The following is a 13,576-nucleotide window of genomic DNA, read 5'->3' as shown; positions in this document are numbered from 1 at the left end:
TAAACCTTCCGGTGTATTTGTCCCTAGTCTCTCACCACTAGGGGCAAAGTTTCTTTTAAACAATTGGCTGTACTTCGGCCGCTTGTTTATAATATTTCCTCCGGAACCAGTAGGCTAAATTAACCAGTCCGATTAAAGCGGGTACTTCAATGAGTGGGCCTACTACTCCCGCAAAAGCTTGCCCGGAATTCAACCCAAAAACCCCAATGGCCACCGCAATCGCTAATTCAAAATTATTGCCGGTAGCGGTAAAAGCCACCGAAGCATTCTGCGCATAATTAGCTCCCAAAGCTTTGCCCAGGTAAATACTTACCACAAACATGATAGCAAAGTAAATAACTAAAGGAACCGCAATCCGGATTACATCCAATGGAATACGCACAATCAAGTTACCTTTTAAGCTAAACATGACTACAATGGTAAAGAGCAAAGCAATTAAGGTAATAGGACTAATCGCGGGAATAAATACTTGCTGGTACCACACATCTCCTTTTAACCGGCGTAAAATAAAGCTGGAGAGAAAACCCAGCAAAAAAGGGATGCCTAAGTAAATCGCTACGCTTTCGGCAATAGCACCCATGCCGATGTCAACTATCTTCCCTTCCAGGCCAAACCAGGTCGGCAGCACCGTAATAAAAACGTAAGCAAAAATGCTGTAAAACAACACCTGGAAAATACTGTTAAAGGCTACTAAACCAGCCGCGTATTCCCGATCTCCTTCGGCTAGTTCGTTCCAGACTAAAACCATGGCAATACAGCGGGCTAAACCAATCAGGATTATACCCACCATGTATTCGGGATAATCCCGCAAGAAAATAATGGCCAGCAAAAACATTAAAATTGGCCCAACGATCCAGTTTAAGACCAGCGAAAGCGTAATTACTTTTACGTTTTGGAAGACGCGCCCTAACTGATTGTATTTTACTTTCGCTAAAGGAGGATACATCATTAAGATTAATCCAATGGCAATCGGCACGTTTACGGTGCCCACCTGGAAGGCATTAATAATGCTTTCACTTTGCGGATATACGTAGCCAATCAATACCCCAATGGCCATCGCCAGGAAAATCCACAGTGTTAAAAACTGATCTAAGCAGGAAAGCTTCTTTCTTTTATCTACGGTACATTGACTCATTCTTTTTCTTTTTAAATTTCATTATTGGTTTTAAGCCGTGCGCAGCATCTCAGCAAATTCATTCGGTAAAGGACTGGCTTCTACGGCCTGAGCCGCTTTTTCTACGTCGTAGGCTACCCGCACAAATTCTACCCGGATACTATCGGGCGCAGTTAAATTACTCTCCGGCGTTAGCTCTAGAATCACGTAGCAGCTGCGCGGATCGCCATCTTTGGGCTTACCCACGGAGCCAATGTTAATCGCGTGCCGATAACGCGTGTGGCCTTCGTGCTCGTAAGGCATGGCCCGGTGGTAAGGTTTATGGGTATGGCCAAAAAACAAGATGTCCGCCCGAGCTTCTTCCATCATCCGTAAAAAGCTTTTCTCGGGTCGGTCTTCAAACAGGTATTCATTGATTTTCCGGGGACTGCCGTGTACCAAGAGCATTTCGATCTTATTAGCTTGGTCAGAGTTGTCCTGGAAGATTACTCGTAAGTGCCGGGGGAGCATCCGCAGATAGTTCCGGTTTTCATCGGTTATCACGAAATTGGTATAATCAATAGATTGTTGCCCTAAATCTTTTTCGCAGTCCGTTTTGTAGGCGCACCCGCAGTTAGGGCTACCTAATCCTACGCCTTCATCGTAATTGCCCGCAATCGTTGGGATTTTTCTTTTCCGAATCTCGGCTACTACTTCGTTGGGCCAGGTAGCGTAACCGACCAGGTCCCCGAGACAATAAACGGCATCCAGATTTTGCTGGTCCATATCAGCTAGTACCGCTTCTAAAGCGGGTAGATTGGCGTGAATATCACTGAAAAGAGCGATTCTCATGAGTTATTTGTTTCAGGTTCTTTCGAAAGATTAGCAGCAACCAGAGCCGGGAGCACAGCAAGAAGCATCGGGTTTTTCCGCGTACACCGTGATGCTGTAAATGCCGGTACCGCTCGCTTTATAGGCGGCTAGTTCTTCCGCTGATAAGTAATTAGCTAATAAATCGTCGGGCAGCGTAATCAGCCGTTTTTTCTGTACTTGCACGTTCGTAAACCCAGTTCGCGCGATGATGCCGAGGTATTCTTCCTGCTGAATGGCCCCGGATACGCAACCGGCGTACATTTCGGCAGCTTTTTGTAAACCAGCGGGTAATTCGCCTTCCAGGACTACATCGGATATACTGAAATGGCCTTTGGGCTTTAAAACCCGGTAAGTTTCTTTAAAAGCCTGTTCTTTATTGGGTACCAGATTTAATACGCAGTTACTTACCACAACATCCACCCGGTTAGCCGCTAAGGGTAGATCTTCAATTTCTCCCAGGCGAAACTCCACGTTGGTGAAGCCTAATTTTTGCGTGTTAGCTTTTGCTTTCTGAATCATGGCTTCGGTCATATCTACTCCGATCACTCTACCAGTTTCCCCTACAACAGACCGAGCCACAAAGCAATCATTCCCCGCACCGGATCCTAAATCCAGGACAGTATCGCCTTCTTTCAGGTGCGCGTATTCCGTCGGTAAGCCGCACCCTAAGCCTAAGTCAGCCGTTGATTGGTACCCGGGAAGCTGGGAGTAATCTTCCGCCATGATAGTGATGTCGGTCGAACAGCAACTAGTAGCCCCACAACAGGAACTTTCGTTTTGCTCTTTACTTTGGAGCGCTATTTCGCCGTACTTTTCTTTTACAATTTGTTTTAGTTCTTCAGCGGTTTTCATAATTTTAAAATTTATCGGTTTATTGTTTTATTACGATGATTAAAAGCAAATTTTTTAAGTTAATTCCTTGTGCATAATGGTAGCCGAAGAAGGGCACACTGAAGTAAATTGGGCAGTTTGTTGTATCGCCGTTGGCACCTGCGCCCGTTCTACTTTCCTAAAGCCTTGTTTTAAGAAGAAATCGGCCGCCGTAGAAGTAATCAGATATATTTCTGCAACACCTTTTTCTTGTGCCAGATCCAGAGAAGCCCGATAAAGTAAATTACCTAAACCTTGTCCTTGTAAGTGGGTAGCAACCCCTAAAGACCGTAGTAACGCTATGGAACCGTATAACTCCAAACCGCAGCTTCCTAATATCGTCTCTTTATCGGGAACAATAATAAAATTATCCAGCGATAAAGGTAAATCTACGGTCGGTAGATGAAGCGATTCTAAGAAGTCTATGATAGCAGCTCGGTGGGATGCCTTAGCTATTTGAATTGTGTTGATGGTGTTCTTGGTTTCCATCATTAACAGCATTTAGGAGTTTTCGTAGACGAAGTAAACAAGTTGAGCAGCATATCTCGGGCTTGCTCCCATACTGGTTCATTAATGCAATAACAAACGCTAGTGCCTTCGATTTCGCCTATAATTAGACCTACGGCTTTTAATTCTTTCAAGTGTTGCGAAACAGTAGCTTGAGCCAGGGGTAACTCATCCACCAAGTTACTGCAAATGCAAGTTTGTTGTTTGAGTAAATACTGCAAAATGGCAATCCGGGCAGGATGCCCCAGTACTTTGGCGAAGGTGGCTAACTGATTTTGTGCTTCAGTAAAATTTTGTGTTTTCGTAACGCCCATCTTCCAATATCTAATAATTACATCGTAATATTACGATTAAGATTTTAAACTTACAACTTTTGTATAATATTTTTAAAGCAAAGTCTAGGTAATTACAGTTAAATAAAGAGATTGGGGTAGGGTAAGTAAAAAAGGATTATAATAGATTTACGAAAACAGTAGCATAGTAAACGCTTACAAATAGCAAAGCAAAGCCACTGACAGCTTGTATCGTACGACGTAACCAAGTTAAGCGAGCCAGGCGGGAAACAGATCCGGCAAAAACACCTACTATTAAGAAAGGCAAACCACGTCCTAATCCAAATGCTAGAGCTAATAAAAAGCCATACACAGGACTTGCTTGTGTTGCCGCTACCGATAATAACAGTAACAAAGGTGCTGCCGAAGTTCCTAAGCTAAAAATAAAACCGTAGGAGAAGGCACCACCAAGCCCGGGTTTACGCAAAGAAGCAAGTTGGTTTTCTTTCAAACGGGGACCGTAAAAAGCTAAAATAGCCGCCAATAAAGAAACAAGAGCCATGCCTAATGCCCAGTAAATGCCAAAAGATTCGGTAAGAATAGCACCTAATCTTCCCGCTAAAGCTCCTAATAAACTTAGATTCACCACAATCCCAGCAAAAAAGGCCACCGCGATCCATAATCCGTTACGCCCAGATTTACTTTCTGAATGGCTGCTCACCAGACCGGCCATTCCCAACCCAACCGGCAGGGTACAGGGGCAGACAGCACTAGCTACCATCCCAGCCAACACCGCTATTCCCAAAGCCCACAGGGAGCCTTGGGAGAGACTGGAGCCAAAACTCTGGAAAAAATCTTCGAGGGTCATTATTGTTTCTTTTCTTCTCTAGCTTGACCCGTTTTATAGCCCTTGTCATTGATAGCTTTGCTAATCTGCTCCGGAGAAATTTGCTCCTGGGCATAGGTAATAGTAGCCTGCCTTTTTTCCAGACTAACGGCTACATTCTGTACACCAGTTAAGGCAGTAACCGTTTTCTTCACGTTGGAAACGCAGGCGCTACAGGACATGCCTTCCACGGGCATCGTTACGGTTTTAACGGACAAGCCCGCCGTTACTTGTTCCTTCGCGTTTGCTTCTACTGGCTGGCTTTGGTTTGTCTGCTGTCCGCAGGAAGGCAGAACAAAGCCCATGAAAATGAAAGAAAACAGGCCGAAAGATTTGGTTAGAGCACTCATTTTGAAAAGGGATATGGATTTCATACAGTATAATTATATTATTTTTAAACCTCAATAGCAGTAAACCCGGAGTTTTTAAGGGCCTCCTTCAGTTGTTCTTGCCCGACTTTACCTGGCTCATAACTTACGTATACGTGCTTCTGGGATATCTTAGGTTTTACTTCCTGTACTCCGGATAATCCTTTTAACGTAGTAGAAATAGCCCCAGCACAGCCTTCACAAACCATATTTGGTACACTAAACTCTACCTGAGCTAATGCTTCGGGTTTAGCTTCTGTAGCTCTTTCCAACTTAATGTTTCGGATTCGTAGGGTGTTAAGCAGAATAGCAAAGATGCTCAATATCATCACGCTTATAGCTAGTAAAGGGGTTATCAAGCCCAAAGCAGCTAACACCATACCTACAAAATTGAAAAGAACGGCTATCATTACATTACTGGTTAAGGTACGGTAACTGGCTTTTCCTAATATCAGGGCATTCACCACATCCTCCAAGCGGTCACCAATCAAGATAACTCCCGCTGATTCAATGGCCACATCTGTTCCAGCACCAATAGCAATGCCTACATCAGACTGAGCCAAAGCCGGGGCATCGTTGATCCCATCACCCACCATCGCCACTTTTCTATTTTGTTTCTGGAGGGATTCAATAGCAGCTACCTTATCCGCCGGTAATAACTCTGCCCGTACTTCGTCAAAACCTAGTTTTCTGCCAATGGCCTCAGCTACTGGTTGAGTATCACCGGTCAGCATCACCGTTCTAACACCCCGTTTGCGTAAGACAGCAATAACGTTCTCTGCTCCTCTACGGGGAGTATCCTGGAGAGAAAGTAGGCCTACTACTTTCCCATCATACGCTAAAGTGGTAACTGTTTTTCCTTGGCTGCTTAAAACCTGTATTCTGGCAGTAACTTCCGGGTTTAAAGCAATACCCCGTTCTGCTATAAAGGAAGGTTTACCAGCCAGTACCTCTTTCCCATCCACCGTAGCTTGTACCCCTTTGCCAGGTGTAGCCCGGAACCCGTTCACGGTAAGATTTATTACCCCTTCCCGTTGCGCGTAGAAATGAATAGCTTGCCCTAAAGGATGCTCGGATTGCTTTTCCACCGCAGCGGCTAAGGCTAGCACCTGTTGCTGGTCCAAACCAAATGTTTCTACGTCGGTCACTGTAGGTCGTCCGTAAGTCAGCGTACCGGTTTTATCAAATACCAAAGTATCAATAGTAGAAAGACCATGAAACACTTCACTAGCTTTTACGAGCAAGCCAATGGAAATACCTTTTCCTCCCGCAATTGCGGCTAACATAGGCGTAGTGATACCTAACGCACACGGATAACCCATAATAATAGTGGTAATCAGGGCTAATGTTGCCTGGTTGTAATTACCGGTTACTAAAGCCCAGGCCGTAAAAGCTATTCCAGCCACGATAAAAACTACCGGACCATAATAATTCATTAACCGGTCCGCCAGCAACTCAATAGGCGGTTTACGCTCCGCAATCTGACTCATTAAGCGTACAATCTGGCTCAAGAATGAATCGGCACCTTTTTTAGTTACTTGTACTTGCAATGCCCCATCTAAATTAAGCGTACCACCAATAACGCTAGAACCTTTTTCTTTCGTTACGGGAACGGATTCACCGGTAAAGCTGGATTCATCTACACTGGCAACTCCTTCTACTACCATTCCATCCAGGGGGAGCCGCTCACCCGGTCTAACCTCTACTACTTCGCCAATAGTCACTTCATTGGTTAAAACCTCTAGTAGCTGGTTGCCCCGCATAACCCTGGCTTTAGGAGGTTGCAGAGAGAGCAACTTCCGAACGGCTTCGGATGCTTTTTTGCGGGTATCTAATTTGAAATAAGCAAAGAATAAGTGCAGCGACATTAACCAGGCTGCTACGGGTAAGAAGTTAGGCCAGCTAGGATCAAATAGAGCCAACGTACCAATGATGAAGGAACCCCAAGCTCCAGCAGAAAGCAACACATTCGCATTTATCACCCGCTGACTAATCGCCATTAAGGTTTTACGTAGCACTGGATAACCTACCCAGAGCAGTACAAAGGCAGCTACGGCAAAACTAAACCAAGCGCGATATTGGGCAGGGAGAGCGAAAATATTAATGGGATCAACGAGTAAATCAATTACCGAGAGCACCATTCCAATGGTACCCCGTTGTTTAATTAATTCAAATAGATCTTCGTCGGTTTTGTATTGCTGTACTTCGGTGGCAGAGACGTTATAGCCCAGCTTCTCGACTGCCTCCGCTAACTTTTCCCGGCTCATGCGGGCCATGTCGGCTTCTACCAGGACAATGCCGTGTACCAAGTTTACCATCACGCTGTTAACCCCGGGATATTTTTTAAGCGCTGTTTCTACACTCATGGTGCAAAAAGAGCACATTAACCCGGAGACTTTCATCTGAACTGTTTCAGTTGCCATAACTTTATTTTAATAAGATATGACACAAAGAAAGAGCCGCCAGGGGGGAGGTCTCCAAATTTTATTTACTTATTCTCTTGATTTTTTTTAACCTGGTCAGAAACGTACTGAATTTCTTTCATCTTATCAGTCAGCTCATCATCACCTAAGTCAGGAAACTGCCTTCTCAACCTTTCAATTATTTCTTCCTGCCCACAATCTCCCGGGCAACTTTTTATGGTCTCAAATATTTTTGCTGCTAAAGATTTTCTAAAAGTTTCGTCTAAAAGTAACAACTCCGCATTTTCCAAAGCTTTGCTGGTAGCTTTGAATTGCAAACGTATTTGTTCCGGGTCTTTGTCATTATCCAGCATTTTAATAATGCCTTCTACCTGGCCTTTTATGGTGTTTAAGCGGGTTTTAACATCCTTTATTAAGTCCTTCTGTAACATTCAAATTGTTTTAAAGAGTAAGTAGGCAAGCAAAAATATTAGCGTTTATACGTATGTTATAACCGTAATAAAATCTTCTATACGGGACCTTTTACACGCGCATAAGGCTGGACCAAGGTCTGAAATAGCTAAGAAGGAAGTATCTTGACTTGTACCTAACAACACGAACTATGCTGCTGAATAGGAGGACATTTAACCGAGCCATAGCTGCAAAACACACAACAATCACCTGGTTGAGGTTTTAATACCGTATGGCAGTTTTCACATTCATAGAAGTACTTACACGCATTAGTAGGCATTTCTTCTTCTTTACTGTATCCGCATTCCGGACAGGTAATTGTGGAAGCGGTTAGAATTTCCATTATTGCTTAATTTTTGTTTCTGTCAGCTTATAACCCGTTAATTTAATAGCCTTTTGTACCTCCTGAAGGGTGGTTTTCGATTTATCAAATTTCACTAGGGCATTCGCATTCACGTAAGAAACTTGTAAATCTAAAATTCCAGCAACTTTGTTTACCTCCTTAGCAACGTGCAAAGTACACGCCTCACAGGTCATGCCCGTTATTTTAAATTCGGCTGTTTGGGTCTTCGTGTTGTCTTGTAAAATACTTGGGACAAGTAGCTTTTTAGGAGTTGCATTAAATATTTTGGCGTAATTCGGAAAGGTGAGCATCAAGAGAGTAAATGCCGTTATAAGGCCAAGGAAAATTTTAGTTTGCATGAAATTAGGTTTAGAGTTTGTTTCACAATCACAGTCTATCGGTGCTCGTTGCTTTAATTTCTGATACCATACATAAGCTAATAAAGCTATTGTTAAACTAATAAAATAAGGTCGGAAAGGCTCCATCCATGAGAAGGTAGCTGCTACACCGCTAATACCACCCAATAAGGCCAGTACCGGAGTAATACAGCAAAGTGAGGCTGCAAAGGCAGTCAGAACACCGGCACCTACTAATTGTTTGTTCCTAAATTGTTTAGTCTTCATGCTACGGTATTATTAATTTCATCTTTCTCGATTAAAGCAAAATAAGTCTGAAATAAAGGAGCATTCTCTGGATTTAGGAAGTAGAATATGGTTTGTCCTGTTTTCTTGGATTTAATAAGGTTACCATCTTTTAATTTCCGCAGGTGCTGGGAGATAGCCGAAACATTCATACCCAATACATCGCTTAAATCGCAGACGCACAAGTTTTGTTCTTCGTAGAGTAGAAACAGAATTTTCAAGCGTACTTCATTACCTGCCAAGCTCAGGGCACTGGCTAAAGTTTGAATTGTTTCGCTTACTTTTTCCATGCGGGTCTTACAGGTTTTTATATGGTCGGTATCGGCAAATACCCGGATACAGCTATTATTAGCTTCTTTCATGAGAAATGTTTTCCTAATATTTGTGCAAAGGTATTCGTATTTTAATATTTAAGCAAATACTAAAATACATAAAAAAGTGTTTTCTGATTGTTTTACAAATTAGGAACGAACGTTATTGCTACTGAGTAAGACTTACTAACTTCAGAAGAAGCTACTCCTAAAGTGATACCTTTGTTATAATTTACTGATAGTATATAATTCAATGCAACAGGAAAGGTTTTCTGAAATTATTGCTCTTATTCAACAAGCCCGTAATAATGCTATTCAAACAGTTAACTCTGAATTAATCAATCTATATTGGTTAGTTGGGCAACATATAAATCAGCGCTTAGCCAATGCTAGCTGGGGAGAAAAAACTATTGATGAGCTGGCAAAGCACCTTAAAACCTACCATTCGGAACTGAAAGGTTTTAATCGGCGGGGATTATACCGGATGAAACAATTTTATGAAACGTATTCCACTAGCAAAGTTGTGTCATCACCGCTAGCTCCACTAAAAAATTTTCAACAACCAACTAATGCAATTGTGTCATCAGTGATGACACAATTAGAAAATAGAGGTATTAGGAATACTCTCCTTACCCAAATCAGCTGGACCCATCACCTCATTTTATTGGCGAGAACGAAGACAGATGAAGAACGGGAATACTATTTACGGCTTTGCATACAGGAAAAATACAGTGTACGAGAGTTAGAAAGACAAATAAACAGTGGGGTTTTTGAGCGAGCTATGCTGGGAAACCAAAACCCGCCTCCAGCTATAAAGGAGTTAAAGCAGGATATTAGCAATGTTTTTAAAGATAGCTATGTTTTTGAATTCTTGAATATTCCGGAACCACATAATGAAGGCACCTTACAAAAAGCATTAGTAACTCAGATGAAAAGCTTTATCCTGGAATTAGGAAGGGATTTCCTTTTTGTAGGGCAAGAATACCGCTTACAAGTAGGAAATAGTGATTTCTTTATTGATTTACTTTTCTACCATCGGGGTTTACAATGCTTAGTTGCCTTTGAGTTAAAAGCCGATAAATTTAAGCCGGCGCATTTAGGGCAGCTTAATTTTTATCTGGAAGCCTTAGACCGGGATGTAAAGAAAGAAAAAGAGAATCCTAGCATTGGCATTTTGCTTTGTAAGGATAAAGATAGTGAAGTAGTGGAATATGCTTTGAGTCGAAACCTTTCTCCAGCATTAGTAGCGGAGTATCGAACGCAATTACCCGATAAAGAACTGCTCCAACAAAAATTACACCTGCTGTTTAAATATGGGGGAGAATAGTAAAGTCAAGAAAATATACTTTAAAGCTCAAGCATTATTAAACAGCTTTTTCAGCTTAGACCAGAAACTTGTTTCAGAAGGAGTACTTTCATATTTTTCTTCAACTTCCTTCAGCTCAATTTTTGACTCTTTACTTTTGCTACTGTAGTATTCTACTTTATCAACTCGGTCTTGAAACCTGCCGGCATCGATTTGCTTCTTAGTCCACGACTTGGACCACTCTACTACATTATTTTTTATCCAATAATGTGATTTGCAGGCAAAACTCCAATTTCCAATAGAAGGATAGAGAGAAACCGACTCACCGTCGAACGTTAATTTCCAATCTGTTGGAGAAAGAGGGGTAAATACCTCATTCTTACAACCGCAGGCACATAAGTGTGCCACAGTGCTATACGTTATGGAAATGTAAACTATTTCTTTCTCCAGTTTTTCCGGAATATTCTCTACAAACTTATGCCTCATGGTCTTCACTGAGTAGCATATTTACATTTATCGTATAAGTAGTGTTATTTTCATTTTCGAAGTCCTGATAAAAACCAAATAGCTTCTTCCATTTTATAACTGCCAATGTAGCATTAAGCGCGTTTAAATCAGCAATTTGAATATTACTCCCGTATTCATTCTCGACACCTTCCGTAAAAGTTACTCGCTTCTTGAGATGATTTCTTTTCTTTTCCGTGCTGGAAGTAATTCGGAGAACACCTAAAAGTTCGTCTTCCACCCGATGCACTCCCATACCTACATCAATAAAAGGAATATTCTTTTCTTCCAAAAAATCAACAATCAACTTTTTACTACTACCTCTATCAAGACTTATAAATACAAAATTCATATCGGACAGCTCTTCCAGATTTGTATCATCGATATAAGAACCATGGGGAATAATATACCGATGCATGTTAGAGTAAATTTTCTGAAAATATTCTGTCTTCTTTATTCGATCCCGCAGATTCTCCACCGTTGGTGCGCCTGGTGCTCTAAAGGCATTATGCTGGGCAAAAACATCTCCGTCATATAGGTGAATTTCCTGTACGGGTGTTTTGGCAACTAAATCCAAAATATAAGAACCAGTACCCCCTAAACCAATAATGGCAACTTTTAAAGTACTTAGTTTAAAGGAAATAGCGTCAATTTTTCCCCGAACGGAGTTGGTATCAAAATAATTAAAAACTGATTCTGAAGTATCTGGTTCAATAACGCGAAAGGTCTTTTCAGTCACTGAGCTATCAATCGATTTAGCGGGGGTAGAAATGATATTTGCATAAGTAGTCATTTTTTCAAAGTAATCTTTATATCCCGTTGCTGGCTTACTTGAAAGAAGATGATTAGCTTCTATAGTATCGGTCAGCTTATAGGTACTACTAGAGTTGATAATGGAAGTCATCTCTTGGCCATCTTTGCGACAAGGAGCCGTACCAATAAAATAAGCAATGTGGTTATCTGGAGTACAGGTTCTATCTCCTGCCAAAGTTAGCGTAGATACCAGTACTCCATATTTGATTTCTGAAGATGAATTTAAATAGGGGATATGGTGCATTAATAAATAAGCTCCTCTAACTTCAATTTCTAATCCTTCTTCCCATAACCGTTGTAGATCGGGACTATGATTTATCAGTTGCTGTGACATTGAATATCATCCCATCTTTAACTTTTACAACATCATCCGTATCCATGGTACCTTCAGGCTTATTTCCTTCACCTCTTTTGTAAGTAACACTATAAACAATGTTGGGATTGGTAGATATGGAATCAAAGGCTAGAGCAACAATTTGGCTATAAATTATCTCTTTCCCTTCGAAGGTTCTTGGCCTTCCATTTACAATAATACTTTGTTCCTTTGTTTGACCAGGAACGTCTTTTTTGTTCTGTTCTGAATTGCTCATTATATAATTAATTAAAATTTACCTAAAGGTAAGCTAGATGAACGCAATGTATTTGCGTTCATCTAGCTATTTTGCACTTTGTTATTTATTATAAAATTATGCCCCAGAACAAACACGCGCTTGTGCGCATGAAAGTAATTGATGAATGTCTGAGAAGTAGAAGTAAAAAGTACTGGTCCAAACAGAAACTTATAGAACAAATTCAAATAAGGAGGGATATAAAGGTAAGTGAAAGGACGTTAGACAACGATATCTATTTAATGCGTTACTGCACCCAACTAAATTATAATGCACCCTTAGAGTACTTGAAGAAAGAAGATGGATACTATTATACCGATCCAGACTATTCTATAGAAAAACTGCCATTAAATGAAGTAGAGATTAATGCCTTGGCCATGGCCGCTGCTACATTAGGTCAATACAGACATGTAGCCGTCCTGTGTGAATTTGCCTCTACTGTTGATAAGGTAATCACCTTAGTAAACAATTTAAAGCAGAGCAGTTTTACAAACGGATTTAAGTTTATTGACTTTGAAAAGGCTCCTTACTCTAAAGGTAACGAGCATCTGGATTCTTTAATTGAGTCCATTAGAAATAAAAAAACAATTAGACTTTCTTATCTAAAGTTCGACGATAAAATGCCAAAGCCTCGCATCGTAAGCCCTTACTTATTAAAAGAGTATCGTAATAGATGGTACTTGTTAGGATTACAGCATGAAATGAACCAATTAAAAAAATTTGCACTGGATCGTATTAGCCACCTTGATTTAGTTGATGATATCTTTATAAACCCTAATGGTTTTGATCCGGAACTATACTTCAAGAATACTATAGGTATATCTTATGAAAATGAGAAAGTAGAAGAGGTAATTCTTTCCTTTTCACCACACGATGGTAAGTATGTTAAAACACAGCACCTTCATGGTAGCCAAGAAACTTTGGTGGATAATGATCAGGAATTTAAAGTAAAGCTTCATGTAGTTATTAACTACGAGCTAATTTCGACAATATTGAGCTTTGGAAAAGGCGTTAGAGTAATTAGTCCGATAATCTTAAAGCAACAGGTAGCTAATATTTTATGGGAATGTTACCAGTACTATATCAATGACCTTATATAATATTAATTAAATTATATTTAACATAAGATAAATTATAGGACAAATGGTAAACGCCTGAAATAGCTTTATACTAAGGTTATAAAGCTAGAAATAAACTTGTAAAAGAAAGCCGTAGAACGCATCACCAAGCTCCGAAACAACAGACAGCAGAAACGCTCCACTAGGCATGATGAGCTGATGTTGAGTAAAAGAGTTTTAGTTTGATAAG

The 13,576-nt window shown here is 40.9% G+C and carries 17 protein-coding genes; 2 read left to right on the top strand and 15 right to left on the bottom strand.

Features of this window, described 5'->3' with window-relative positions:
- Nucleotides 1-55 precede the first annotated feature (55 nt).
- From arsB to HUW51_RS00410, 12 genes are all read right to left on the bottom strand, one after another.
- Nucleotides 56-1,135, bottom strand: coding sequence for an ACR3 family arsenite efflux transporter (gene arsB / locus HUW51_RS00460; RefSeq protein ID WP_185269818.1), 1,080 nt, complete (start codon nucleotides 1,133-1,135; stop codon nucleotides 56-58).
- A 30-nt stretch (nucleotides 1,136-1,165) separates the two neighbouring features.
- Nucleotides 1,166-1,945, bottom strand: a complete 780-nt coding sequence (locus HUW51_RS00455; protein ID WP_185269817.1) for a metallophosphoesterase family protein — start codon at nucleotides 1,943-1,945, stop codon at nucleotides 1,166-1,168.
- A gap of 30 nt (nucleotides 1,946-1,975) precedes the next feature.
- Nucleotides 1,976-2,818: an arsenite methyltransferase gene (locus HUW51_RS00450; protein WP_185269816.1), complete on the bottom strand. Its 843-nt coding sequence runs from the start codon at nucleotides 2,816-2,818 to the stop codon at nucleotides 1,976-1,978.
- 54 nt (nucleotides 2,819-2,872) lie between these two features.
- Nucleotides 2,873-3,328 carry an arsenic resistance N-acetyltransferase ArsN2 gene (arsN2, locus tag HUW51_RS00445; RefSeq protein WP_185269815.1) on the bottom strand — a complete coding sequence of 152 codons (456 nt, stop codon included), beginning with the start codon at nucleotides 3,326-3,328 and terminating at the stop codon, nucleotides 2,873-2,875.
- Nucleotides 3,328-3,657 carry an ArsR/SmtB family transcription factor gene (locus tag HUW51_RS00440; RefSeq protein WP_185269814.1) on the bottom strand — a complete coding sequence of 110 codons (330 nt, stop codon included), beginning with the start codon at nucleotides 3,655-3,657 and terminating at the stop codon, nucleotides 3,328-3,330. The genes arsN2 and HUW51_RS00440 overlap by 1 nt, the downstream gene beginning before the upstream one ends.
- A 136-nt stretch (nucleotides 3,658-3,793) precedes the next feature.
- Nucleotides 3,794-4,483 (bottom strand): cytochrome c biogenesis CcdA family protein, encoded by a 690-nt coding sequence (locus HUW51_RS00435; RefSeq protein ID WP_185269813.1) that lies wholly within the window; start codon nucleotides 4,481-4,483, stop codon nucleotides 3,794-3,796.
- Entirely contained in the window at nucleotides 4,483-4,875 is a 393-nt protein-coding gene (locus HUW51_RS00430; RefSeq protein ID WP_185269812.1) for a heavy-metal-associated domain-containing protein, read from the bottom strand. Before HUW51_RS00430 ends, HUW51_RS00435 begins: the two co-directional genes overlap by 1 nt.
- A 20-nt stretch (nucleotides 4,876-4,895) precedes the next feature.
- The gene (locus HUW51_RS00425) at nucleotides 4,896-7,235 is read right to left on the bottom strand and encodes a heavy metal translocating P-type ATPase (RefSeq protein WP_262891275.1); all 2,340 of its coding nucleotides are present in this window, start codon (nucleotides 7,233-7,235) and stop codon (nucleotides 4,896-4,898) included.
- Nucleotides 7,236-7,357: 122 nt separating this feature from the next.
- Nucleotides 7,358-7,723: a metal-sensing transcriptional repressor gene (locus tag HUW51_RS00420; RefSeq protein WP_185269810.1), complete on the bottom strand. Its 366-nt coding sequence runs from the start codon at nucleotides 7,721-7,723 to the stop codon at nucleotides 7,358-7,360.
- A 155-nt stretch (nucleotides 7,724-7,878) separates the two neighbouring features.
- Nucleotides 7,879-8,085: a GDCCVxC domain-containing (seleno)protein gene (locus HUW51_RS24460; RefSeq protein WP_228466552.1), complete on the bottom strand. Its 207-nt coding sequence runs from the start codon at nucleotides 8,083-8,085 to the stop codon at nucleotides 7,879-7,881.
- On the bottom strand, nucleotides 8,085-8,708 hold the full coding sequence (merTP, locus tag HUW51_RS00415) for a mercuric transport protein MerTP (RefSeq protein WP_185269809.1): 624 nt from the start codon (nucleotides 8,706-8,708) through the stop codon (nucleotides 8,085-8,087). The genes HUW51_RS24460 and merTP overlap by 1 nt, the downstream gene beginning before the upstream one ends.
- Entirely contained in the window at nucleotides 8,705-9,088 is a 384-nt protein-coding gene (locus tag HUW51_RS00410) for an ArsR/SmtB family transcription factor (protein ID WP_185269808.1), read from the bottom strand. Before HUW51_RS00410 ends, merTP begins: the two co-directional genes overlap by 4 nt.
- Nucleotides 9,089-9,290: 202 nt before the next feature.
- Here HUW51_RS00410 and HUW51_RS00405 point away from each other — a divergent pair, with 202 nt between their 5' ends.
- Nucleotides 9,291-10,364 (top strand): PDDEXK nuclease domain-containing protein, encoded by a 1,074-nt coding sequence (locus HUW51_RS00405; RefSeq protein ID WP_185269807.1) that lies wholly within the window; start codon nucleotides 9,291-9,293, stop codon nucleotides 10,362-10,364.
- Between the two features lie 27 nt (nucleotides 10,365-10,391).
- Here HUW51_RS00405 and HUW51_RS00400 read toward each other — a convergent pair whose 3' ends face one another.
- The 3 genes from HUW51_RS00400 to HUW51_RS00390 are packed head-to-tail and all read right to left on the bottom strand — an operon-like array spanning nucleotide 10,392 to nucleotide 12,250.
- Nucleotides 10,392-10,829 carry a DUF6527 family protein gene (locus tag HUW51_RS00400; RefSeq protein WP_185269806.1) on the bottom strand — a complete coding sequence of 146 codons (438 nt, stop codon included), beginning with the start codon at nucleotides 10,827-10,829 and terminating at the stop codon, nucleotides 10,392-10,394.
- Nucleotides 10,819-11,994 (bottom strand): ThiF family adenylyltransferase, encoded by a 1,176-nt coding sequence (locus tag HUW51_RS00395; protein ID WP_185269805.1) that lies wholly within the window; start codon nucleotides 11,992-11,994, stop codon nucleotides 10,819-10,821. The genes HUW51_RS00400 and HUW51_RS00395 overlap by 11 nt, the downstream gene beginning before the upstream one ends.
- Nucleotides 11,969-12,250: a multiubiquitin domain-containing protein gene (locus tag HUW51_RS00390; RefSeq protein ID WP_185269804.1), complete on the bottom strand. Its 282-nt coding sequence runs from the start codon at nucleotides 12,248-12,250 to the stop codon at nucleotides 11,969-11,971. The genes HUW51_RS00395 and HUW51_RS00390 overlap by 26 nt, the downstream gene beginning before the upstream one ends.
- A 98-nt stretch (nucleotides 12,251-12,348) precedes the next feature.
- Here HUW51_RS00390 and HUW51_RS00385 point away from each other — a divergent pair, with 98 nt between their 5' ends.
- Entirely contained in the window at nucleotides 12,349-13,368 is a 1,020-nt protein-coding gene (locus tag HUW51_RS00385; RefSeq protein ID WP_185269803.1) for a helix-turn-helix transcriptional regulator, read from the top strand.
- Nucleotides 13,369-13,576: the final 208 nt, after the last annotated feature.

The sequence above is a fragment of the Adhaeribacter swui genome (assembly GCF_014217805.1).
Lineage (GTDB): Bacteria > Bacteroidota > Bacteroidia > Cytophagales > Hymenobacteraceae > Adhaeribacter > Adhaeribacter swui.
Note: the sequence above shows the minus strand (reverse complement) of the source record. Positions and strands in the feature narration are given on the sequence as shown.

Bases quoted from the DNA above. Each gene is read 5' to 3' on its own strand.
- arsB (WP_185269818.1), bottom strand. From the start codon at position 1,135: ATGAGTCAATGTACCGTAGATAAAAGAAAGAAGCTTTCCTGCTTAGAT.
- HUW51_RS00455 (WP_185269817.1), bottom strand. From the start codon at position 1,945: ATGAGAATCGCTCTTTTCAGTGATATTCACGCCAATCTACCCGCTTTA.
- HUW51_RS00450 (WP_185269816.1), bottom strand. From the start codon at position 2,818: ATGAAAACCGCTGAAGAACTAAAACAAATTGTAAAAGAAAAGTACGGC.
- arsN2 (WP_185269815.1), bottom strand. From the start codon at position 3,328: ATGATGGAAACCAAGAACACCATCAACACAATTCAAATAGCTAAGGCA.
- HUW51_RS00440 (WP_185269814.1), bottom strand. From the start codon at position 3,657: ATGGGCGTTACGAAAACACAAAATTTTACTGAAGCACAAAATCAGTTA.
- HUW51_RS00435 (WP_185269813.1), bottom strand. From the start codon at position 4,483: ATGACCCTCGAAGATTTTTTCCAGAGTTTTGGCTCCAGTCTCTCCCAA.
- HUW51_RS00430 (WP_185269812.1), bottom strand. From the start codon at position 4,875: ATGAAATCCATATCCCTTTTCAAAATGAGTGCTCTAACCAAATCTTTC.
- HUW51_RS00425 (WP_262891275.1), bottom strand. From the start codon at position 7,235: ATGAGTGTAGAAACAGCGCTTAAAAAATATCCCGGGGTTAACAGCGTG.
- HUW51_RS00420 (WP_185269810.1), bottom strand. From the start codon at position 7,723: ATGTTACAGAAGGACTTAATAAAGGATGTTAAAACCCGCTTAAACACC.
- HUW51_RS24460 (WP_228466552.1), bottom strand. From the start codon at position 8,085: ATGGAAATTCTAACCGCTTCCACAATTACCTGTCCGGAATGCGGATAC.
- merTP (WP_185269809.1), bottom strand. From the start codon at position 8,708: ATGAAGACTAAACAATTTAGGAACAAACAATTAGTAGGTGCCGGTGTT.
- HUW51_RS00410 (WP_185269808.1), bottom strand. From the start codon at position 9,088: ATGAAAGAAGCTAATAATAGCTGTATCCGGGTATTTGCCGATACCGAC.
- HUW51_RS00405 (WP_185269807.1), top strand. From the start codon at position 9,291: ATGCAACAGGAAAGGTTTTCTGAAATTATTGCTCTTATTCAACAAGCC.
- HUW51_RS00400 (WP_185269806.1), bottom strand. From the start codon at position 10,829: ATGAGGCATAAGTTTGTAGAGAATATTCCGGAAAAACTGGAGAAAGAA.
- HUW51_RS00395 (WP_185269805.1), bottom strand. From the start codon at position 11,994: ATGTCACAGCAACTGATAAATCATAGTCCCGATCTACAACGGTTATGG.
- HUW51_RS00390 (WP_185269804.1), bottom strand. From the start codon at position 12,250: ATGAGCAATTCAGAACAGAACAAAAAAGACGTTCCTGGTCAAACAAAG.
- HUW51_RS00385 (WP_185269803.1), top strand. From the start codon at position 12,349: ATGCCCCAGAACAAACACGCGCTTGTGCGCATGAAAGTAATTGATGAA.